The sequence below is a fragment of the Collinsella sp. LCP21S3_D3 genome (assembly GCF_052118305.1).
GTDB lineage: Bacteria > Actinomycetota > Coriobacteriia > Coriobacteriales > Coriobacteriaceae > Collinsella.
Window position 1 is genome coordinate 35,552 of sequence record NZ_JBQKHK010000015.1, and the last position, 18,044, is coordinate 53,595.

At 60.1% G+C, this 18,044-nt stretch carries 13 protein-coding genes; 7 read left to right on the top strand and 6 right to left on the bottom strand.

Translation table 11 applies throughout. The annotated features are described in order from the left end of the window. The first annotated feature begins 132 nt into the window (after positions 1 to 132). The 6 genes from rplM to ACTQ1S_RS07505 all read left to right on the top strand — a co-directional run bounded on the left by rplM (position 133) and on the right by ACTQ1S_RS07505 (position 7,541). Positions 133 to 576, top strand: a complete 444-nt coding sequence (rplM, locus tag ACTQ1S_RS07480; RefSeq protein ID WP_370450665.1) for a 50S ribosomal protein L13 — start codon at positions 133 to 135, stop codon at positions 574 to 576. A 2-nt stretch (positions 577 to 578) separates the two neighbouring features. Beyond that, the gene (gene rpsI / locus ACTQ1S_RS07485; RefSeq protein ID WP_022094634.1) at positions 579 to 974 is read left to right on the top strand and encodes a 30S ribosomal protein S9; all 396 of its coding nucleotides are present in this window, start codon (positions 579 to 581) and stop codon (positions 972 to 974) included. A gap of 123 nt (positions 975 to 1,097) precedes the next feature. After that, the gene (gene glmM, locus ACTQ1S_RS07490) at positions 1,098 to 2,435 is read left to right on the top strand and encodes a phosphoglucosamine mutase (protein WP_441042375.1); all 1,338 of its coding nucleotides are present in this window, start codon (positions 1,098 to 1,100) and stop codon (positions 2,433 to 2,435) included. Positions 2,436 to 2,506: 71 nt separating this feature from the next. Next, entirely contained in the window at positions 2,507 to 3,004 is a 498-nt protein-coding gene (locus ACTQ1S_RS07495) for a PTS sugar transporter subunit IIA (RefSeq protein ID WP_427728682.1), read from the top strand. Positions 3,005 to 3,276: 272 nt separating this feature from the next. Then, a complete protein-coding gene (gene nagB, locus ACTQ1S_RS07500; protein ID WP_427747557.1) occupies positions 3,277 to 4,005 on the top strand; it encodes a glucosamine-6-phosphate deaminase in 729 nt (242 codons plus the stop codon). Between the two features lie 617 nt (positions 4,006 to 4,622). Then, a complete protein-coding gene (locus ACTQ1S_RS07505) occupies positions 4,623 to 7,541 on the top strand; it encodes an AfsR/SARP family transcriptional regulator (RefSeq protein ID WP_441547423.1) in 2,919 nt (972 codons plus the stop codon). A 61-nt stretch (positions 7,542 to 7,602) separates the two neighbouring features. Here the strand turns inward: ACTQ1S_RS07505 and ACTQ1S_RS07510 are convergent, their stop codons facing one another. From ACTQ1S_RS07510 to ACTQ1S_RS07535, 6 genes are all read right to left on the bottom strand, one after another. Continuing rightward, positions 7,603 to 7,902, bottom strand: coding sequence for a YhbY family RNA-binding protein (locus tag ACTQ1S_RS07510; RefSeq protein WP_427795027.1), 300 nt, complete (start codon positions 7,900 to 7,902; stop codon positions 7,603 to 7,605). Positions 7,903 to 8,059: 157 nt separating this feature from the next. Continuing rightward, the gene (locus ACTQ1S_RS07515) at positions 8,060 to 8,785 is read right to left on the bottom strand and encodes a class I SAM-dependent methyltransferase (RefSeq protein WP_441547424.1); all 726 of its coding nucleotides are present in this window, start codon (positions 8,783 to 8,785) and stop codon (positions 8,060 to 8,062) included. A gap of 480 nt (positions 8,786 to 9,265) precedes the next feature. Next, the gene (locus tag ACTQ1S_RS07520) at positions 9,266 to 10,630 is read right to left on the bottom strand and encodes a PFL family protein (protein WP_427719427.1); all 1,365 of its coding nucleotides are present in this window, start codon (positions 10,628 to 10,630) and stop codon (positions 9,266 to 9,268) included. Positions 10,631 to 10,738: 108 nt separating this feature from the next. Beyond that, the gene (locus ACTQ1S_RS07525) at positions 10,739 to 13,297 is read right to left on the bottom strand and encodes a homocysteine S-methyltransferase family protein (RefSeq protein ID WP_441547425.1); all 2,559 of its coding nucleotides are present in this window, start codon (positions 13,295 to 13,297) and stop codon (positions 10,739 to 10,741) included. A gap of 9 nt (positions 13,298 to 13,306) precedes the next feature. After that, positions 13,307 to 14,095 (bottom strand): hypothetical protein, encoded by a 789-nt coding sequence (locus tag ACTQ1S_RS07530; protein WP_441055160.1) that lies wholly within the window; start codon positions 14,093 to 14,095, stop codon positions 13,307 to 13,309. Beyond that, complete coding sequence (locus ACTQ1S_RS07535; RefSeq protein ID WP_441057807.1) at positions 14,095 to 14,967, bottom strand: methylenetetrahydrofolate reductase; 873 nt, start codon at positions 14,965 to 14,967, stop codon at positions 14,095 to 14,097. Before ACTQ1S_RS07535 ends, ACTQ1S_RS07530 begins: the two co-directional genes overlap by 1 nt. 495 nt (positions 14,968 to 15,462) lie before the next feature. Between ACTQ1S_RS07535 and ACTQ1S_RS07540 the strand changes: the two genes are divergently transcribed. After that, entirely contained in the window at positions 15,463 to 17,550 is a 2,088-nt protein-coding gene (locus ACTQ1S_RS07540) for a glutamine synthetase III family protein (RefSeq protein ID WP_441032435.1), read from the top strand. The last annotated feature ends 494 nt before the right edge of the window (positions 17,551 to 18,044 follow it).

An 18,044-nucleotide genomic window follows, 5' to 3' on the forward strand; every position in this document is an offset into this window, starting at 1 on the left:
GACATGTGCAGAAAGTCTGGTCAGAGCCAAAATACCTGTTGACTCGGGCGACGGGCGGGGTAATATGGACGGGTTACTTGCAGAGCCCCGTGAATCTCTGTAACAACACGTACTGTACATGGAGGAGTCTAAGTGATTTCGAAATCGACTCACTACGCCAAGCAGGGCGAGGTCCAGCGCAACTGGGTTCTCGTCGACGCCGATGGTGCTGTCCTGGGCCGTCTTGCCACCCAGATCGCAATGATCCTGCGCGGTAAGAACAAGCCCCAGTTCACGCCCAACAGCGACTGCGGCGACTTCGTTGTCGTCATCAACGCCGATAAGGTCCAGCTTACCGGTAACAAGGCCGACACGAAGACCTATTATCGCCACAGCGGCTACAACGGCGGCCTCAAGGCTGAGAGCTTCCACCAGGCTATGGAGAAGCACCCGGAGAAGGTCATCGAGCGCGCCGTTCGCGGCATGCTGCCCAAGACCACCCTCGGCCGTGCCCAGATGACCAAGCTTAAGGTCTACGCTGGTGCCGAGCATCCGCATGCTGCCCAGAACCCCACGAAGATTGAGCTGGAGGCTTAAAGATGGCTGAGAACACCGTTGTCTACCAGGGTACCGGCCGTCGTAAGAACGCCGTCGCCCGCGTCCGTCTCGTCCCCGGCACCGGCAAGGTGACTATCAACAAGCGTGACGCCGAGCAGTATTTCGGCCGTCATCAGCTCGTTGAGAACGCCCTTGCTCCCTTCAAGGTGACCGATACCGCCGGTCAGTTCGACGTTATCGCTCTGTGCGATGGCGGCGGCATCTCCGGTCAGTCCGGCGCTCTGCGCCTGGGCATCGCTCGCGCTCTTCTGAACGCTGGCGACTACCGTGCTGACCTCAAGAAGGCCGGTTTCCTTACGCGCGATGCTCGCGTGGTCGAGCGCAAGAAGTACGGCCTCAAGAAGGCCCGCCGCGCTCCCCAGTTCTCCAAGCGCTAAGGTTTTATCTCCTTACGAGATACAATGTACAAGCGGGGCCTGCCGATTGCTCGGCGGGTCCCGCTTTTCTTTTTCGACTAGGGTGGGCGACTGCGTTTTGCCCACTTGGGAAGGAGCGATCCTATGCCCCAGAACATCTTTGGCACCGACGGCGTCCGTGGCGTCGCCAACGCCGATCTCTCGTGCGACCTCGCGTTTCGCCTTGGCCGTGCGGCGACCAAGTTCCTTGGTCCGGACATTTGCGTTGGCCGCGACACGCGTCTTTCGGGCACCATGCTCGAGAGCGCTCTGACCGCTGGCATTATGGCCGAGGGCGGTCGCCCGCACTGCTGCGGCGTTATCCCTACGCCGGCCGTGGCGCTGCTCACTGTCCAAAACGATCTCGACGGCGGCATCGTCATCTCCGCTTCTCACAATCCGCCGGAGTTTAACGGCATCAAGTTCTTTAGCCGCAAGGGCATGAAGCTTCCCGATGCCGTTGAAGAAGAGATCAGCGCCTGGGTCATGTCCGAGGAGGCCATGGCTGCCGACACGCTGCCTACCGGCGCCGGTGTGGGCCACATCATCAAGATGAAGGACGCTCGCAAGGCATACGTCGACCACGCTATCAGCACCCTCGGCGGCCTTAAGCTCGACGGCCTGGTCGTTGCCGTTGACTGCGGTCACGGTGCTTCCTGCCAGACCACGCCTGCCGCGCTTCAGCGTCTGGGCGCCACGGTACACGCCATCAATACCGACTACTGTGGCACCGACATCAATGTCGAGTGCGGCTCCACTCATCTTGAGCCCCTGCGCGAGCTCGTGCTGCGCACCCACGCCGACATCGGCCTGGCCCACGACGGTGACGCCGATCGCGTGCTGTTCGTGGACAGCGAGGGCAACGAGATCGATGGTGATTACATCCTGGCCATCTGCGGCTCTGACCTCGCCGCTCGCGGCAAGCTCGCCAACTCCGAGATCGTCTCGACCGTTATGTGCAACTTGGGCTTTTCCATCGCTATGAAGGAACAGGGCTTTGAGATGGTGCAGACCGCCGTGGGCGACCGCTACGTGCTGGAGCGCATGCTCGCGGACGGCGCCGTTATCGGCGGAGAGCAGTCCGGCCACATCATCTTCCTGGAGCACAACACCACCGGCGATGGCCTGGTGACGGCGCTGCAGCTGCTGGCCGTGCTCAAGCGCACTGGCCGCACCCTCACCGACCTTGCCGGCATCATGAAGAAGTACCCGCAGGTGCTCGTCAACGTGCATTCCGACAACAAGGCCGGTCTGGACGATTGCCAGCCCATTTGGGACGCTGTCGCTGCCGCCGAGAAGGAGCTTAACGGTCGCGGCCGCATTCTGGTGCGCCCGAGCGGTACCGAGCCGCTGGTTCGCGTGATGGCCGAGGCCGAGACGCACGAGCTGACTCAGCGCGTCGTTGACGACATCGTCGAGGTTGTCAAGCGCGAACTTCCCTAATGGTCAAAAACCAATGCCAAGTGGTAAACTACTAAAACTGGTTTTGATTATTGGTATGTCCAAGGGGGAGCATGTTCACTAAAGTCCTAAGGTCTTTTGGTATGCGTGGTCGAGTCCTTACGCTGGATGCTCCCATCTCGGGCGATGTCATTCCGCTTTCCGAGGTTAACGACCAGACGTTTGCCACTGGCCTTTTGGGCCAAGGCGTTGCCATTCGGCCTACGGGCACGCGCGTGATTGCACCTGCGGATGCCAAGATCGAGGCGATTTTTCCAACGGGACACGCCGTTGCGCTCAACACGGTCGATGGCTTGGATGTTTTAATCCACGTTGGACTCGATACCGTTCAGCTCGAGGGCAAACACTTTACCGTGCATGCACAGGTGGGCGATATCGTCCATAAGGGCGATGTGCTTATCGAGTTTGAACGCGAGGCAATCGAGGCCGAGGGCTACGATGTGACGGTTCCCATTTTGGTGTGCAACTCTGTTGAGTTCTCGAGCATCAAGGGCTCCGTCGGCGAGCATGTCGAGGAGATGGATCAGCTCATCGTCGCTCGCGAGCGCTAACTCGTTCGCTTGCCCTTTGGCCTACAATTCAAACACGTTTACGGAGGGCGCCCTTGAAAGAGGGCGCCCTTCGTGGCAAGATGAAAAATGTCCGAGGCTAAAAGGCTTCGGGTCACCGTGGACGGGCAGGGGCCTCGACGCGGCTAGACACGAGATACATACATTACGCGACCTCGCCCTGGTGGCCGCACACGTTGGTTGCGGCCGACGCAGGCCGCGGGCAAGTGCTTGTAAGGGGAGCCTTGCCTCTCTTCTACGAGAAAGGATGCGTAATGAAGATCATTAAAGCTAAAGACTACGAGGATATGAGCCGCAAGGCCGCCAATATCATCTCGGCGCAGGTTATCCTTAAGCCCGATTGTGTGCTCGGTCTTGCCACCGGCTCCACTCCGATTGGCGCCTACAAGCAGCTCGCCGATTGGTACAAGAAGGGCGATATTGACTTCTCCGAGGTCAGCACCTATAACCTGGACGAGTATCGCGGCCTTTCGCACGATGATCCCCAGAGCTATCACTACTTCATGCGCGAGAACTTCTTCGATCACATCAACGTCGATCTGAATAACACGCACGTGCCCGATGGCTCCAACCCCGATGCCGCCGCTGCCTGCTCCGAGTACGATAAGATCGTCGCTGCCGCCGGTTACCCGGATCTGCAGCTGCTCGGCATTGGTAATAACGGTCATATTGGCTTCAACGAGCCCGATGACCACTTCTCCAAGGGTACGCACTGCGTCGACCTCACCGAGAGCACCATTCAGGCCAACAGCCGCCTGTTCGATAGCATCGACGACGTTCCCCGCCAGGCTTACACCATGGGTACCCAGACCATCATGTATGCCCGCATGATCCTGGTCGTCGCCAACGGCGAGGCCAAGGCTCAGGCTGTTCACGATATGTGCTATGGCCCGGTTACGCCCGAGTGCCCGGCTTCGATCCTGCAGCTGCACACCAACTGCGTCGTCGTTGCCGACGAGGCTGCCCTTTCGCTCTGCGAGTAGTACAATCCGAGCGATTTGTTATTACTTTGTTACAGGCTCCCGTTCTGCGGGGGCCTTTTTTATTATGCATATGCGGGATGGCGGCTAGCTTATAGACTCATGGGCCCCTATGCTGCGTCCGTCCGCAATATCTGCCAGCGGAATCAGAATGAGCGCGGGCTTTATGGTGTGCATAACATTAGCTTGCCAAAAGCTTGACGGTGGTGCCTCGTATAGTGTGATGCATTCTCTAGCATATTCTATTCAAATATGCTACTAATGAGTCGCAAACGGTAGCAGTGCGTAGGCGAGTTGCGCAACAAAATATTACAAGCCCCATTGCGTTACACTGCCAAATGAGTGGGACATGCTGGCAAGCGCATTGACCTGCGCAAAGACCGGTTGGTTGGGGGAAAAGTTTCAATCGGCGCTCGCTGAACAAAAACTTGCCAAATGCGAACCGAAAGACAACCTAAAACTCTGCGTCGTTCGATTTACGGGATGGCTTGGGCTGTCTTGCGATTACGGTGTCCATGTGGCCGAGGTAAGGAGCGAGCATGATGAACGGGCTGAACGATACGGACGATCTCGAATTGGCGCCATTGGGCACAGGTTATATGGTCCGACGTGATCGCCTGATGAGCGAGTTGATTGTCAAGGGCCGCAAGGCGGGCATTGTGTTGCTCTATGCACCAGATGGGTTTGGGAAAACATCGATATTGCTTCAGTACACTCAGGAAGTCAAAAGCGACCCGACGCGCGGTCTGGTACGAATCATCGAGGCTGACCGCGCGATTGCCCGCGAGGTGTTTATGCAGCTCGAAGTGGTTACAGATGAACTTGAGGACAAACCGCGATCGTTGATTGCGATTGATAACGTCCCCAACCTCGATCAGCAAGATACCGAGGAGCTTATCGATCGAATTCGAGGCCTGCGCACTATGGGGATCGGGGTCTTTGTCACCTGCCGCCCCTCAAATCGCCAGTTGATTCGCGGGCTGGGTGACTCGGTCAAGATCAATGCGCAGATGCTCAAGGTGCATGCCTATGAGTATTCGGCTTGGGCATCGGCGTTCTCGATTAGCACGTCGCTCGATTTTTACCAGCTCACACAGGGTGTTCCCGAGTTGGTTTCGGCTATGCAGACGGGGCTGTACGGAGAGGGCGACGTTGCCAGCTTGCTCGAAAACGAGATTGTCAACGTATACGGTGCGGCACTTGCCGATATGGCATCAATCGATAACGGCGCCCTATTTAACGTGGCGTGCGTGATGGCCCTGATGGGCGAGGGCAAGATTGCGGAACTTGAGGCATGTGGTGTCAGGCTCTCCATGATCGATCAGTCCTATCTTGTTCGTGATTATCCGATTTTTGGTGTCGATCCGGTCGACCGAAGCTTTACGTGTATGGGCACCGAGGATAACGCGCGCCTGAGATTACGAAAAATGGTTGCGGAAATTCGTCCAGAGCTCGTTATGCGCGCGGCACGCATTCTGCTCAAGGCGGGCCGATGCGATGCTGCGATGGATTTGGCAGATGCCTTTTTGGATCGCGACGCCGTCCTTGAGCTTGCTGGACAGTATGGTGTCGATTTGGCTCTGACTGGGCATGGAGGGGATGTCTGTCGCGCGGTACTGAGGACGACGGATGCCGACAAGCCCGCGTTGGAGCCGACGCCCACCGAGGCACTTGGTGTCTATTTGGCGGCGGTAAGCGTTTCGAATACTAAACTGGCCCGGTATATGGCCTCGATTGTCGAACATGCGAGCGCACAGTCGGTCCGCGAGATTGATTTGGTTTCTTGGAAAGTCGCCCAGGTGCTTACGGTCGTCTGTTATGGAGATTGCGAGCTTGGGCTTCCAGCCAATCCTGCTCTTCCAAAAAATGAGGCATCTTGTGCTGCGCTCGATATGCTGTCGGCGCATATCGAGGTTAAGAGCCGGCTGACCGAACAGGCGAAAGACGGCGCAGCACTTTCGGGACTCAAGGCGAACAAGGTATATGATTGCGAACTCGATATTGCAGAGATTCTCATACGGGCAGATCGGATGTTGGTGGAGCTCTTTGATGGGTCCTTTATGGGAATCGATGAGCGTGACGACGAGATGTCTCGAACACGGGAGGCACTCGATGCTCGTGGGCTTAAGGCACCGGCTGTCTGGGTGCGTATGGTGCTGGCGGCACGGCGTCTGCTTGCAGGCCTGCCAATGACTGACGATACGGCGTTTAATGAGCTCGATCGCTTTGCCGTGCGCGTGCGTGACAATCAAATCCAGCTGTTTGGCCTGCTACTTGAAGGCTGGCAGGCGCTCGCCGAGGGGCGCCCGGTCAACGCGAAGTTCCGCGCGGTCCAGGTGCTCAAGCTTGCTGACGAGTCGATCGCATACATGCGCGACAACGCGTTGCTGTTGGAGCGTGCATCAAGCCTTCGCAATACGTCGATGGTGTCGGTACGAGAAGAGGCAGAGCTGCTCGACCTAAGTCGGACACAAGTCGGCGGCGCGGAGGCTTGGGTCGTAGCGCTGCATTTGGCGTCTGCGGGCCGTGACAGCGATCTTGCCGCCTGGATGTCTATGAATCGTTCTGGGATTCTGGAGCCAGCGTATCGGCTGTTTGCACGCCTTGCGATGCATTGCCTGGGCGAGCCTGCTGCCAAGATTCGAAAGAAGCTCCCGGTGCGTGAGCTATCGCGATATTCGCTGCGCGACGATTTGGAGGGAGAGAGCGAGCGGCTGTTCCAGGTCGGCGAGGTCGAACCCGTCGACGCTATCGATCATATCGAGATTCGCATGTTTGGCGCGTTTCGTGCCGAGCGCGACGGATTTCCCATCACAGACAAGATGTGGCGTCGTAAGAAAGCGGCAACGCTTGCCGAGCGGCTTGCGTTGGGTATCGATTCGTTTGTCGATCGCGAGACCTTGGCTATGGAACTGTGGCCACATGCCGAGTACAGTAGCGCCCGTAACAACTTGTATTCGACTGTGTCACGCTTACGATCCGCTTTGGGACCCACGCCAGATGGCAAGTCGTGCGTCCTGATCCAAAACGACTGTCTTGGCCTCAACAGGGATTACGTTAAGACCGATGTGAAGCTATTTGAGCAGATAAGCCGCGAGATTTTGGGTAATCGCACAAGAGTGCGTGGGCCTCACCTGGTCGAGCTGTGTCTTAAGATCGAACAGCTCTATACCGGACCGCTGTATATCCCCAACGGTTGCAATCCGACGTACTTTTTGCGCATGCGCCGCATCATGCAGTCGAAGTTTATCGACTGCATGATAGTGGGAGCAAGCGCTGCCTTGGAAGAAAACGACCTGCAGTCGGCAATCTGGCTGGTAGAAGCGGGGCTACGTCAGGAGACCGCACGCGAGGACATGGTGCGATGCGCCATGCGCGTGTACGGAGCGGCGGGGAGACGCCGCGATATCGTCGAGCTCTATAGCGGGCATATCCATCATCTTAAGGAACAGGTCGCAGGCGTTCCCGAGCCCGAGACCAAGCGTCTCTACGAGCGTTTGGTCGAAAGCAGGGTCAACCGACCGTTCATTGAGCGATAAAAAACGGGCGCCCGCATCATTCGGACGCCCGCAGGCTTGCTCTGTGTGAACCGATCGGCCCTTAGACGAGCTTGATCTTCTCGATATCCTTGCGCGAGGACTCTCGATACAGCGAGAACTTGCGGCCGATAACCTGAACGACGTCGGCGTGGCAGCGCTCGGCGAGTTCCTCGGCGGCCTCGCGGGCAGAAAGGCTAGAGCCGTCCAGCACGGAGCACTTAACGAGCTCGTGCTTTTCCAGGTAGGCGGCCGTCTGCTCGACGGTACCCTCGTTGACATCGGACTTACCGATGATGATGGCGGGGTTGAGGTGATGGGCCATGCTGCGAAGCTGCTTGACCTGGGCTCCTGTCAGTGCCATGGGATCTCGCTTTCTATGTATGGGGCGCCCCGCGATGGGGCCTTAATCTACGTGAGCTGTCCCACGATAGCGCAGGAACGGCGCGGTGTGGAGCGCGTTTGCCAGTTCGCAAAGAATGCGGATGGCGGGCGGGTAGACGATGCATACTTTAGATGGGCTACGGTCGGGGCGCAGAGACCGGCTCCCAGGCGATGAACGCCCATCGGACCTTGCGGATGTGGTCGAGCATGTAACGTCCCTGCGGCACGCCCTTGGATCCCGGCTCGCCGGCATGGGGGTTCTCGATCATATGTTGGGCGATATAGTCGCGCAGACGATCGATCTTATCCTCGTTGCCATGCTCGAGCATACGGGAGAGGTCCGCCACGCCGGCCTCGAGGCTATCGAAGGTGTCACGACGGGGCGATTCAAAATACGTGACCTGCGGTAGTGCACCCATCTGAATAAGGATGTTAAAGGCGTACACAAAACCATTGCTACGGGTAACCGAGGCGCCGATGGCATTCATCACGTGCAGGTCATAGCGCGGGCTGGAGTTGGCGACCATCGTGACAGCACAACGCCGCCGAGCCGTACGGTCGAGCTTGGCAAGCGCGCCTTTTAGGTCGTTCGTAGTAACCGAGCGACTCGCAAAGGCAACATCTACCGCTTTCGCGACCGGTCCAACCAAATCCCAGTCATCATCCCAAGCAAGCTCAAGCGGTGTAATGCAATCCTCGAGCCCATAGTACTCAATGCCAGCATCAAGCGTGCCCAACATAGCAGGGGAAAAATCAGCGGCAATCACGGGATGTCCAGCCTGAGCAAGCGGAATAGCAATCGACCCAGCCCCACACCCCATATCGAGCAACGATTCACCAGGCTTTAACGCCAACAGCTTCATAAAGTCCCGGGCATACGGAGCAGTCTCAAGCGGCCGAAAATGCCGAGCCCGCTTATCCCATTCAAAAGAATCATCAGCCCGCCGCCGACCAGCCTGCAAGCGCATCCATTCGCCATTCCAATCCGCAGAAAGAAGCTCAGATTGAATTACACCATCAGCCACGGGCCATCCCCCTTACAACAAAAAAGCGGCCCCTCCCAAAAGAAGAGCCGCAACAAGCATATATCAGAAAAAGAACCGTTCCAACGCCAAACCGCCGCACCAGCCAAGTGGTGCAGGAGCGAAGCAACTGCAACCGGGATAGAACCCAACCGAGGTCCCGTTGTGCGGGAGCCCCGGTGAGGGCAAATAGATAAGGTCGATCGCGAGTTCCGCACGAGCCGGAGAGCACTTAATGTGCTCTCCGTGCGAGTCAGGACTGTCCGAGCAGGCGACCTTATATATTTGCCCTCCCCGGGGCTCCTCGCCAGTCCCCCTCAGCTAGTTCTTGAGCGAGTTCAGCGGCGCCGGGAAGCGTCCACCGCGGTGGGCAAGCACGGTGCCGGCGTTGGGGTTCACCGGCATGATGGGCGCACGGCCAAACAGGCCGCCATACTCGACGCAGTCGCCCACGCCCTTGCCGATGGCGGGGATCACGCGCACGGCCGTGGTCTTATTGTTGATGACGCCGATGGCCATCTCGTCGGCGATAATGCCGGCGATAGTCTCGACCGGGGTGTCGCCGGGAATGGCGATCATGTCCAGGCCAACGGAGCACACGCAGGTCATGGCCTCGAGCTTCTCGAGCGAAAGCGCGCCGGCCTCGACGGCGGCGATCATGCCGGCGTCCTCGGACACGGGGATAAAGGCGCCCGAGAGGCCGCCCACGCTGGAGCTGGCCATGACGCCGCCTTTCTTGACGGCATCGTTGAGCATGGCGAGCGCGCAGGTCGTGCCGGGGCCACCGCAGGTGCCCACGCCGATGATCTCGAGGATGCGCGCGACGGAGTCGCCGACGGCAGGCGTAGGCGCCAGCGACAGGTCGACAATGCCCTTCTCGACACCTAGGCGACGGGCGGCCTCGCGACTCATGAGCTCGCCGGCACGGGTGATCTTAAAGGCGGTCTGCTTAATCTTTTCGGCGACTTCCATCATCGATGCGGAATCGGGCAGCTTCTCCAGGGCTGCGGCCATAACGCCGGGGCCCGAGACGCCTACGTTGATGACGGCGTCGGCCTCGCCACCGCCGTGAACGGCGCCCGCCATAAACGGGGAGTCCTCGACCATGTTGGCAAAGCAGACAAACTTGGAAGCACCGACGGAATCCTCATCTGCCGTAAGCTTGGCGGCATCGATGATGGTCTGAGCCGCCATGAGCACGGCGTCCATGTTGATGCCGGCGCGCAGGCTGGCGACGTTGACGCTGGAGCAGACGCGGCTGGTGGTAGCGAGCGCCTGGGGGATGGACTGAATGACGCGGCGGTCGGCGTCGCCGATACCCTTCTGGACGAGTGCGGAGAAGCCGCCCAGGTAATCGATGCCGAGCGTCTCGGCCGCGCGGTCGAGGGCATGCGCGATGGGGGTGAGGTCCTCATCCTTGCAGCACGCGGCGATCTGCGCCACCGGGGTGACGGAAACGCGCTTGTTGACAATGGGGATACCGTACTCGCGCTCGAGGTTCTCGGCGGTCTCGACCAGATGCTCAGCCGTGTGCGTCACGTGGTCGTAGATCTTCGTGCACATGCGGTCGAGGTTCTCGTCGCCGCAACCCATGAGCGAAACACCCATGGTGATGGTCCTGATGTCGAGGTTCTGCTCCTCAACCATGCCGCGGGTTTCCGCGATTTCTGCGGGCGTGATCGCCATCCTTGCACTCCTATCTGCCAAAACGAGCATAGTCTTGTCTATTCTAACGTGCCGCACGTGCCAAGTGGCGCATGCGGCACGTTTTGGTGCTCGGTTGTTTCCGTTGTGTTACTGCCCAAAGACCTCTTCGGCGATACGAGCGCTTTCGGCGGCGTCCTTGGCGTAGTAGTCCGCGCCGATCTGCTTGGCGTATTCGGGGGTGAGTACGGCGCCGCCTACGATGATCTTGACGTCCGGCACCTCGGCATGAAGCAGTTTGATGGTCTCCTCCATAGCGACGACCGTGGTGGTCATAAGCGCCGAGAGGCCGACGAGCTTGATGTCGCGCTCCCGTACGGTCTTGAGCACCTCCTGCGGGTCGACGTCGCGGCCTAGGTCAAAGACGGTATAGCCGTAGTTATCGAGCAGCATCTTGACGATGTTCTTACCGATGTCGTGGATGTCGCCTTTGACGGTGGCCACGCAGATTTTGCCCTTGTCGGCAATCTCGCCGGCGGGCATCCGGCGCTTGATGGTGTCAAAACCTACGCGCGCGGCCTCGGCCGAGGCCATGAGCTGCGGCAAGAAGAACTTTCCCTGGTCAAAGAGGACGCCAACCTCGTCGAGGGCGGGGATAAAGTGGTTGTTGATGAGGTCCATGGCGTCGTGGTCTGCCAGCAGACGCTCGGTCTCGGCCGCAATCTCGCCTTTGCGGCCCGAGACGACCATGCGACGAATCGGGTCGTCGTTGCCGTCGGTGCCGTCGGTGCCAGCGGCGGGCACAGTGTCGGCCGATACTGTCTGAGCCGCCGCCGGGTTCGCGGCGATCTTGTACGGATCGGTCCAGCCGGCGTAGCGCTCGATGTATCCGGTCGAGCCCTCGTCCTCAACGCTCAAGACGCGATAGCTGTAGACGGTATCCATAAAGCGCTTGGAGCCCGGGTTCATGATGGGGGCGTCCAGGCCCGCGCCGAAGGCGGCGGCCAAAAAGACCGAGCCCAGCAGCGGGCGGGCGGGCAGACCAAAGCTGATGTTCGACACGCCGAGCGCGCATTTGACGCCCAGACGCTCCTTACACAGGGACATGGCGCGCAGAATCTGTTCGGCTTGGCGTTGATTGGTCGAGGCGGTCATGACCAGACAGTCGATGAGGATGCGGTCCGGTCCGATGCCGTAGCGGGCGGCCTCGGCCACGATGCGCTCGGCGATGGCGAAGCGAGCCTCGGCGGTATCGGGAATGCCGCCTTCGTCGAGCGTGAGGCCGACGACGTTGGTGCCGTAATGGGCGACCAGCGGAAAGATCTCATCCATGATCTGCTGTTTGCCATTGACCGAGTTGATGATGGGCTTGCCGGCGTAGCGGCGCACGGCGGCCTCGACGGCTGCGGGGTCGGTGGAGTCGATTTGCAACGGCAGCAGCGTGGAACCCTGGAGCTGCTCGGTGGCCTGTTGGATGATCTTGACCTCGTCGATCTCGGGCAGGCCCACGTTGACGTCCAGGATGTCGGCGCCTTGCTCCTGCTGGCTGATGCCCTGGCTTACGACGTAGTCCAGGTCGCCGTCGCGCAGGGCCTGCTGCAGGCGCTTTTTGCCGGTGGGATTGATGCGCTCGCCGATGACGGCGATCTTGTGGCCGTCACAGGGAAGGTCCACCACGGTCTGGGCGCTTGTGACCGACATGCTGGGCTTGCGGCGGCGCGGACTGGGCGTGTGGTTGTCGATAAGCGTGCGCAGCGCTGCCATGTGCGCCGGCGTGGTGCCGCAGCAACCGCCCACGACGCTCACGCCGTCGGCGATCATGCCGGCGACGGCCTTGGCGTATTCGGGGGCCTGGATGTCAAAGACGGTGTTACCGTCGTCGTCCACGTAGGGCAGTCCCGCGTTGGCCTGCACCATAACGGGCTTGTCGGTAACGGTGAGCATGCGTGCGGCGAGCCCTCGGAGCTCGGCCGGTCCCTGGCTGCAGTTGATGCCCAGGACGTCGGCGCCGATGGCGTCGAGCGTGATAGCGGCAACCTCGGGACTCGTGCCCAGGAAGGTACGGCCGTCCTCCTCAAAGGTCATGGTGGCAAAGACGGGCAGCTCGGAGTTCTCGCGGCAGGCAAGGACCGCCGCCTTGATCTCGGCAAGGTCGGTCATGGTCTCGATAATAAAGAGGTCCACACCCGCGTCGACGCCAGCGCGCACTTCCTCGGCAAAGAGGTCATAGGCCTCGTCGAAGCTGAGGGTACCCAAGGGGCGAAGCAGCGCACCGATGGGGCCGATGTCGCCGGCGACGTAGCGGGCACCGGCCGCGCGGGCGCAGGCGACGGCGGCGGCAAAGACATCTGCCACGGTGGCGGCACCGTCGAGCTTGTGGGCGTTGGCGCCAAAGGTGTTGGCGGTGATCACATCGCAGCCGGCCTCGACATACTGACGCTGAATATCGGTAATGACCTGGGGCTCCTCAAAGTTGAGCAGCTCGGGCAGGGCGCCGGCCTTCATGCCGGCCGCCTGCAGCATGGTGCCCATGCCGCCGTCGAACAGCAGGTGCCCCGTGCCCTCGATGGCGGCGCGCAGGCGATCGTCCTTAATGCAAAGGTCGTCGATCGTGCGCGTCTTGTACGTGGCGCCCTTGCGGCGGGCAGCATCAACGGGCGCCGCCAGCGCGGCGCCGTCCAGATCATGAGTGATAAGCGGAGTAAACATCGGGGGCTCCTAATGGCTGGAATAGCAGGTGGTGTGGGCGGCGCGGAAGCGGCAGTGCTCGCGCATGCGGCAGATATTGCAGGTGGGGCGACTCTGGGCGTCGTGGACCTCGCCGTCAAACAGACCGATCACCGCGGTCACGCTCTTGGTGGGCATGAGCAGGCTGGTAGGTGTGACGGTAAGCCCGATGAGCCGCGTGGCGTTGAGTGCAGCCACGATTGAACGCTGAGCCGTAAGCGGGCAGTCGCCGTAGCCGGGACTGAAGCGCCAGTTACCGGCGAGTCCGTGTGCGGCGGCCGCAGCCTTGACCTGCTGGTCCATCTGCTCGACGGCAGCTTCCACATAGGCGGAGCACGCGGCATCGAGCACGGCTCCCTCTAGGGGCTGCTGGGCTCCCGTGGTGCGCAGACGACGCTCGGCGTCCATGCCGAGGGTGCATGCCATGAGCGCGGCAAAGCGGGCGTCTTTGAGATGTCGATAGATATCGCGACCGCGCAGCTCAACGTTGGTTCCAACCAGACGGATGCTGGGCTCTCCCTGCTCGTCCACGCCCATGGCATCGACGGCAAATACGCGGCGCACGCCACGGGGCTCAATGTCCAGCTCCAAACGTTCAACGACAAGCTCAATACGCTGCGACAGCTCGGGCTCAATCTGCTGGCCGCCGTAACCCAGATACCGCAGCATCTCGGCACGATCGACGCGGGGATGGTGGGCATCATCGATACGGTAGAGCGCCGGCGACGCAAGGTCGGCCGGCACTTCACCAAAAGCTGTATCGATGTGCGGTTTTTCCATTACCCCAGGCGCTCCATAATGGTTGCGGCGATCGCAGGACGATTCATAGTGTACAGGTGCAGGCCGTCGGCGCCGTGTTCCTTAAGGTCGCAAAGCTGACGGGCTGCATAATCTACACCGGCTGCCTGCAGGCTCTCGGGGTCGTTCTCGTATTTGGCGAGAATCTTGATGACGGGGGAGGGCAGCGACGCGCCGCACATAAAGACCATGCGGCTGATCTGCGATTTGCCCATAAACGGCATGATGCCCGCGGTAATGGGCACAGTGATACCGGCCTTGTCGGCAAGCTCGCGAAAACGGTAGAAGCACTCGTTATCAAAAAAGAGCTGCGTCACAAAGAAGCTCGCGCCGGCGTCTTGTTTTTGCTTGAGGTATTCGACCGAGAGGTTGAGATTCTCACAGGCAATGTGGCCTTCGGGGTAGGCTGCGGCGCCCACGCAAAAGCCGGCGTCGACAAGCTCGGGGATGAGGTCGCGGGCGTAGGCGTAGTCCGAGGCGGGCTTGTCATCCTCGCTCGCGCCGGCGGGAAGATCGCCACGCAGGGCCAGCACATTTTCTACGCCGGCGGAGCGGTATTCGTCGATCTTGGCAGCGATATCGGCATGCGTGCGACCAACGCAGGTGAGGTGCGCCACCGAAGGCGTATCGAATTCGCTCGTAATCATATGCGCGATGGGGGCGGTGGTGGCGCCGTTGCCCGAGCCGCCGGCCGAGCAGGTGACCGAGACAAAGCTCGGCGAAAGCTTGCACAGATTGCCAGCCACCTCGCGAGCCGTGTCGAGGGTAAGCTCGCCCTTGGGCGGGAACATCTCAAACGAAACGGGCGTGGTGCCCTGGGATGCTGCCTGCTTAAAAACCTCGTCGACGCGCATGTCGTGCTCCTTTAGATACATTAGCGTGATGTGTTGTAAGGATTCTACAGCACCGCTGCGCTACGGTGGAGTTTTACTCGCTATTTGGAAATATCAATCGAAGATGCTTCGCTATCGGCATTCCCTATAACAGCGTAGCTAATTTGGAGCTTTTTTACCCCATCAACCAGGTACGCAGGGTAGTCTTTTTGGGACGGGGCTTTTTTAGCTACCCAATCCGGCGCCTCCAAAGCTTGAGACCATATTTAAATAGGGCAGCTAAAAAAGCCCCGTCCCAAAAAGACTACCCGTAAACCATGTGGAGAGGTCTGCAATTTATACAGTTGATTGACTGTTGAGGGTGGCAACATTGCCGCGATGCGGTAACCTCATTGATTAGTTTCGCGACGGCAACATAACGGTAATGTCGCGGAAACACGGCGAGTCTAAGCTATGACTCGTTCGTTAGTAATCAACACCGCTTCTCACGCGGTGCCGATACGAAGGGAGTTCCGTATGGCCGAACTTACTGACCGCTTCGGGACCATGGTGTTCTCTGAGGAAGTCATGAAGGACTACCTCCCCAAGGACATTTGGAAACGCCTTGCTGCAACCCTCGAGGACGGTGAGCCGCTCGATCTGGATGTGGCCAACGCCGTTGCCCATGCCATGAAGGTTTGGGCCATCTCCAAGGGCGCGACGCACTACGCGCACTGGTTCCAGCCGCTTTCGGGCATTACTTCCGAGAAGCACGACAGCTTCCTCGAACCCAATCACGACGGCACCGCTATTACCAAGTTTACGGGAAAGAACCTCATCCAGGGCGAGCCGGACGCCTCCAGCTTCCCCAACGGCGGCCTGCGTGCCACCTTCGAGGCCCGCGGCTATACCGCTTGGGATCCCACCAGCCCCGCCTTTATCAAGGACGATGTCCTGTGCATCCCCACGGCTTTCTGCTCCTACACGGGCGAGGCCCTGGACAAGAAGACCCCGCTGCTGCGCTCCATGACCGCGCTCTCGCGTGAGGCCAAGCGCGTTTTGGCGCTGTTTGGTAAGACCCCCAAGAAGGTCGTTCCTTCCGTGGGCGATGAGCAGGAGTACTTCCTGATCAAGAAGGACGCTTACCGCAAGCGCAGGGACCTGGTCATCACCGGCCGCACCCTCTTTGGTGCTGCTCCCTGTAAGGGCCAGGAGCTCGAGGAGCACTACTTTGGCGCTATCCGCCCCACCGTCTCGGCCTATATGAAGGACCTGGACGATGAGCTGTGGGCGCTTGGCATTCCCGCCAAGACCAAACACAACGAGGTCGCTCCCTGCCAGCATGAGCTCGCCCCCGTCTATGGCGAGGTCAACGAGGCTATCGACCAGAATCTGGTCATGATGGAGAAGATGAAGCTCATCGCCTCCCGCCACGATTTGGTCTGCCTGCTGCACGAGAAGCCCTTCGAGGGCATCAACGGTTCGGGCAAGCACAATAACTGGTCGCTTGGCACCGAGTCCGAGAATCTGCTCGATCCGGGCGACACCCCGCTCGACAACCTGCAGTTCATCGTCTTCCTCACCGCGGTGATCGAGGCCGTCGATAACTATCAGGAGCTCCTGCGTGCCTCCGTTGCCTCGGCCGGCAACGACCATCGTCTGGGCGCCAACGAGGCTCCTCCGGCGATTATGTCCATCTTCCTGGGCGACCAGCTTACCGAGGTCGTCGAGAAGATCATCGATGGCAAGGCTTCCGTCCATGCCACGCGCGGCGTGCTCGACCTGGGCGCCGATACCCTGCCCAAGCTGATGCAGGACAACACCGACCGCAACCGCACCTCTCCGTTCGCCTTCACCGGCAACAAGTTCGAGTTCCGTGCCTGCGGCTCCGAGCAGAACGTCTCCGACTCCAACCTGGTGCTCGATGCCGCCGTGGCCAAGTCGCTCAAGTCCTTCGCCGATGCACTCGAGGGTACGCCCGAGGATAAGTTCCAGGACGCCGCGCTCGAGTACTGTAAGAAGGTGCTGACCGATCACCAGCGCATCCTGTTCTCCGGCGACGGTTACTCCGACGAGTGGCCCATCGAGGCCGAGAAACGCGGCCTTGCCAACAACAAGACCACGGCCGACGCTCTTCCCGCCTTTGTTTCCGATAAGGCTATCGCGCTCTTTGAGGAGACGGGCGTTCTGACCAAGGCCGAGGCACAGTGCCGCTACGACTGCAAGCTCGAGAAGTACAACAAGCTCATGAACATCGAGGCTACCACGATGATTCGCGAGGCACGTCGTACCTATCGTCCGGTCATTACCGCCTATGCCACCAAGGTCGCTAAGGGCCTTGAGACAATTCGTGCCGCCGGTGCTGAGGCCGCCATGCAGTGCGAGCAGAACACGCTCAACAAGCTCTGCAACGGTATCACCGCCATCAACGACTCCATCAAGGCGCTCGACGCCGTGCATCAGAAGGCCGAGGCTCTCGATGGCCAGGAGCAGGCCAATGTGTATGCACACGAGGTCGTTCCCGCTATGGATACGCTGCGTGCCTCCGTGGATGCCATGGAGGAGATCGTGGCCGCCGACTACTGGCCGGTCCCGACCTACGATGACATCCTGTTCTACGTGTAGGGCATAGCCAACATATCGTCACGGTATTAAGCCGGGGTCCGCATCGCGCGGGCCCCGGCTTTTTGATTGCGAAGGACGCTTTGGAGTCCGTTTTGCCGCCGATTTGCCGGGGTCCGCACCCTGCCGGGTTCGAATCCCGGCGTTGGGGTAGAAAAAAGCCCGCCACCGCGAGGGTAACGGGCTTCTCGTTTCAAATGGTGCCCCCAGCGGGATGTCCGCGTGCGGCTGGCGCCGCCCGCCTTCGCTGCGTCGCTTCGCTCCTTGCGTGCTGCGCTGGAAAACGCTTCGCGTTTCCTCAGCTCCGCACCCTGTCGGGTTCGAATCCCGGCATATCGGTAACAAAAAGCCCGCTACTGAATTGGTAACGGGCTTCTCAGATTCTGTGGTGCCCCCAGCGGGATGTCCGCGTGCGGCTGGCGCCGCCCGCCTTCGCTGCGTCGCTTCGCTCCTTGCGTGCTGCGCTGGAAAACGCTTCGCGTTTCCTCAGCTCCGCA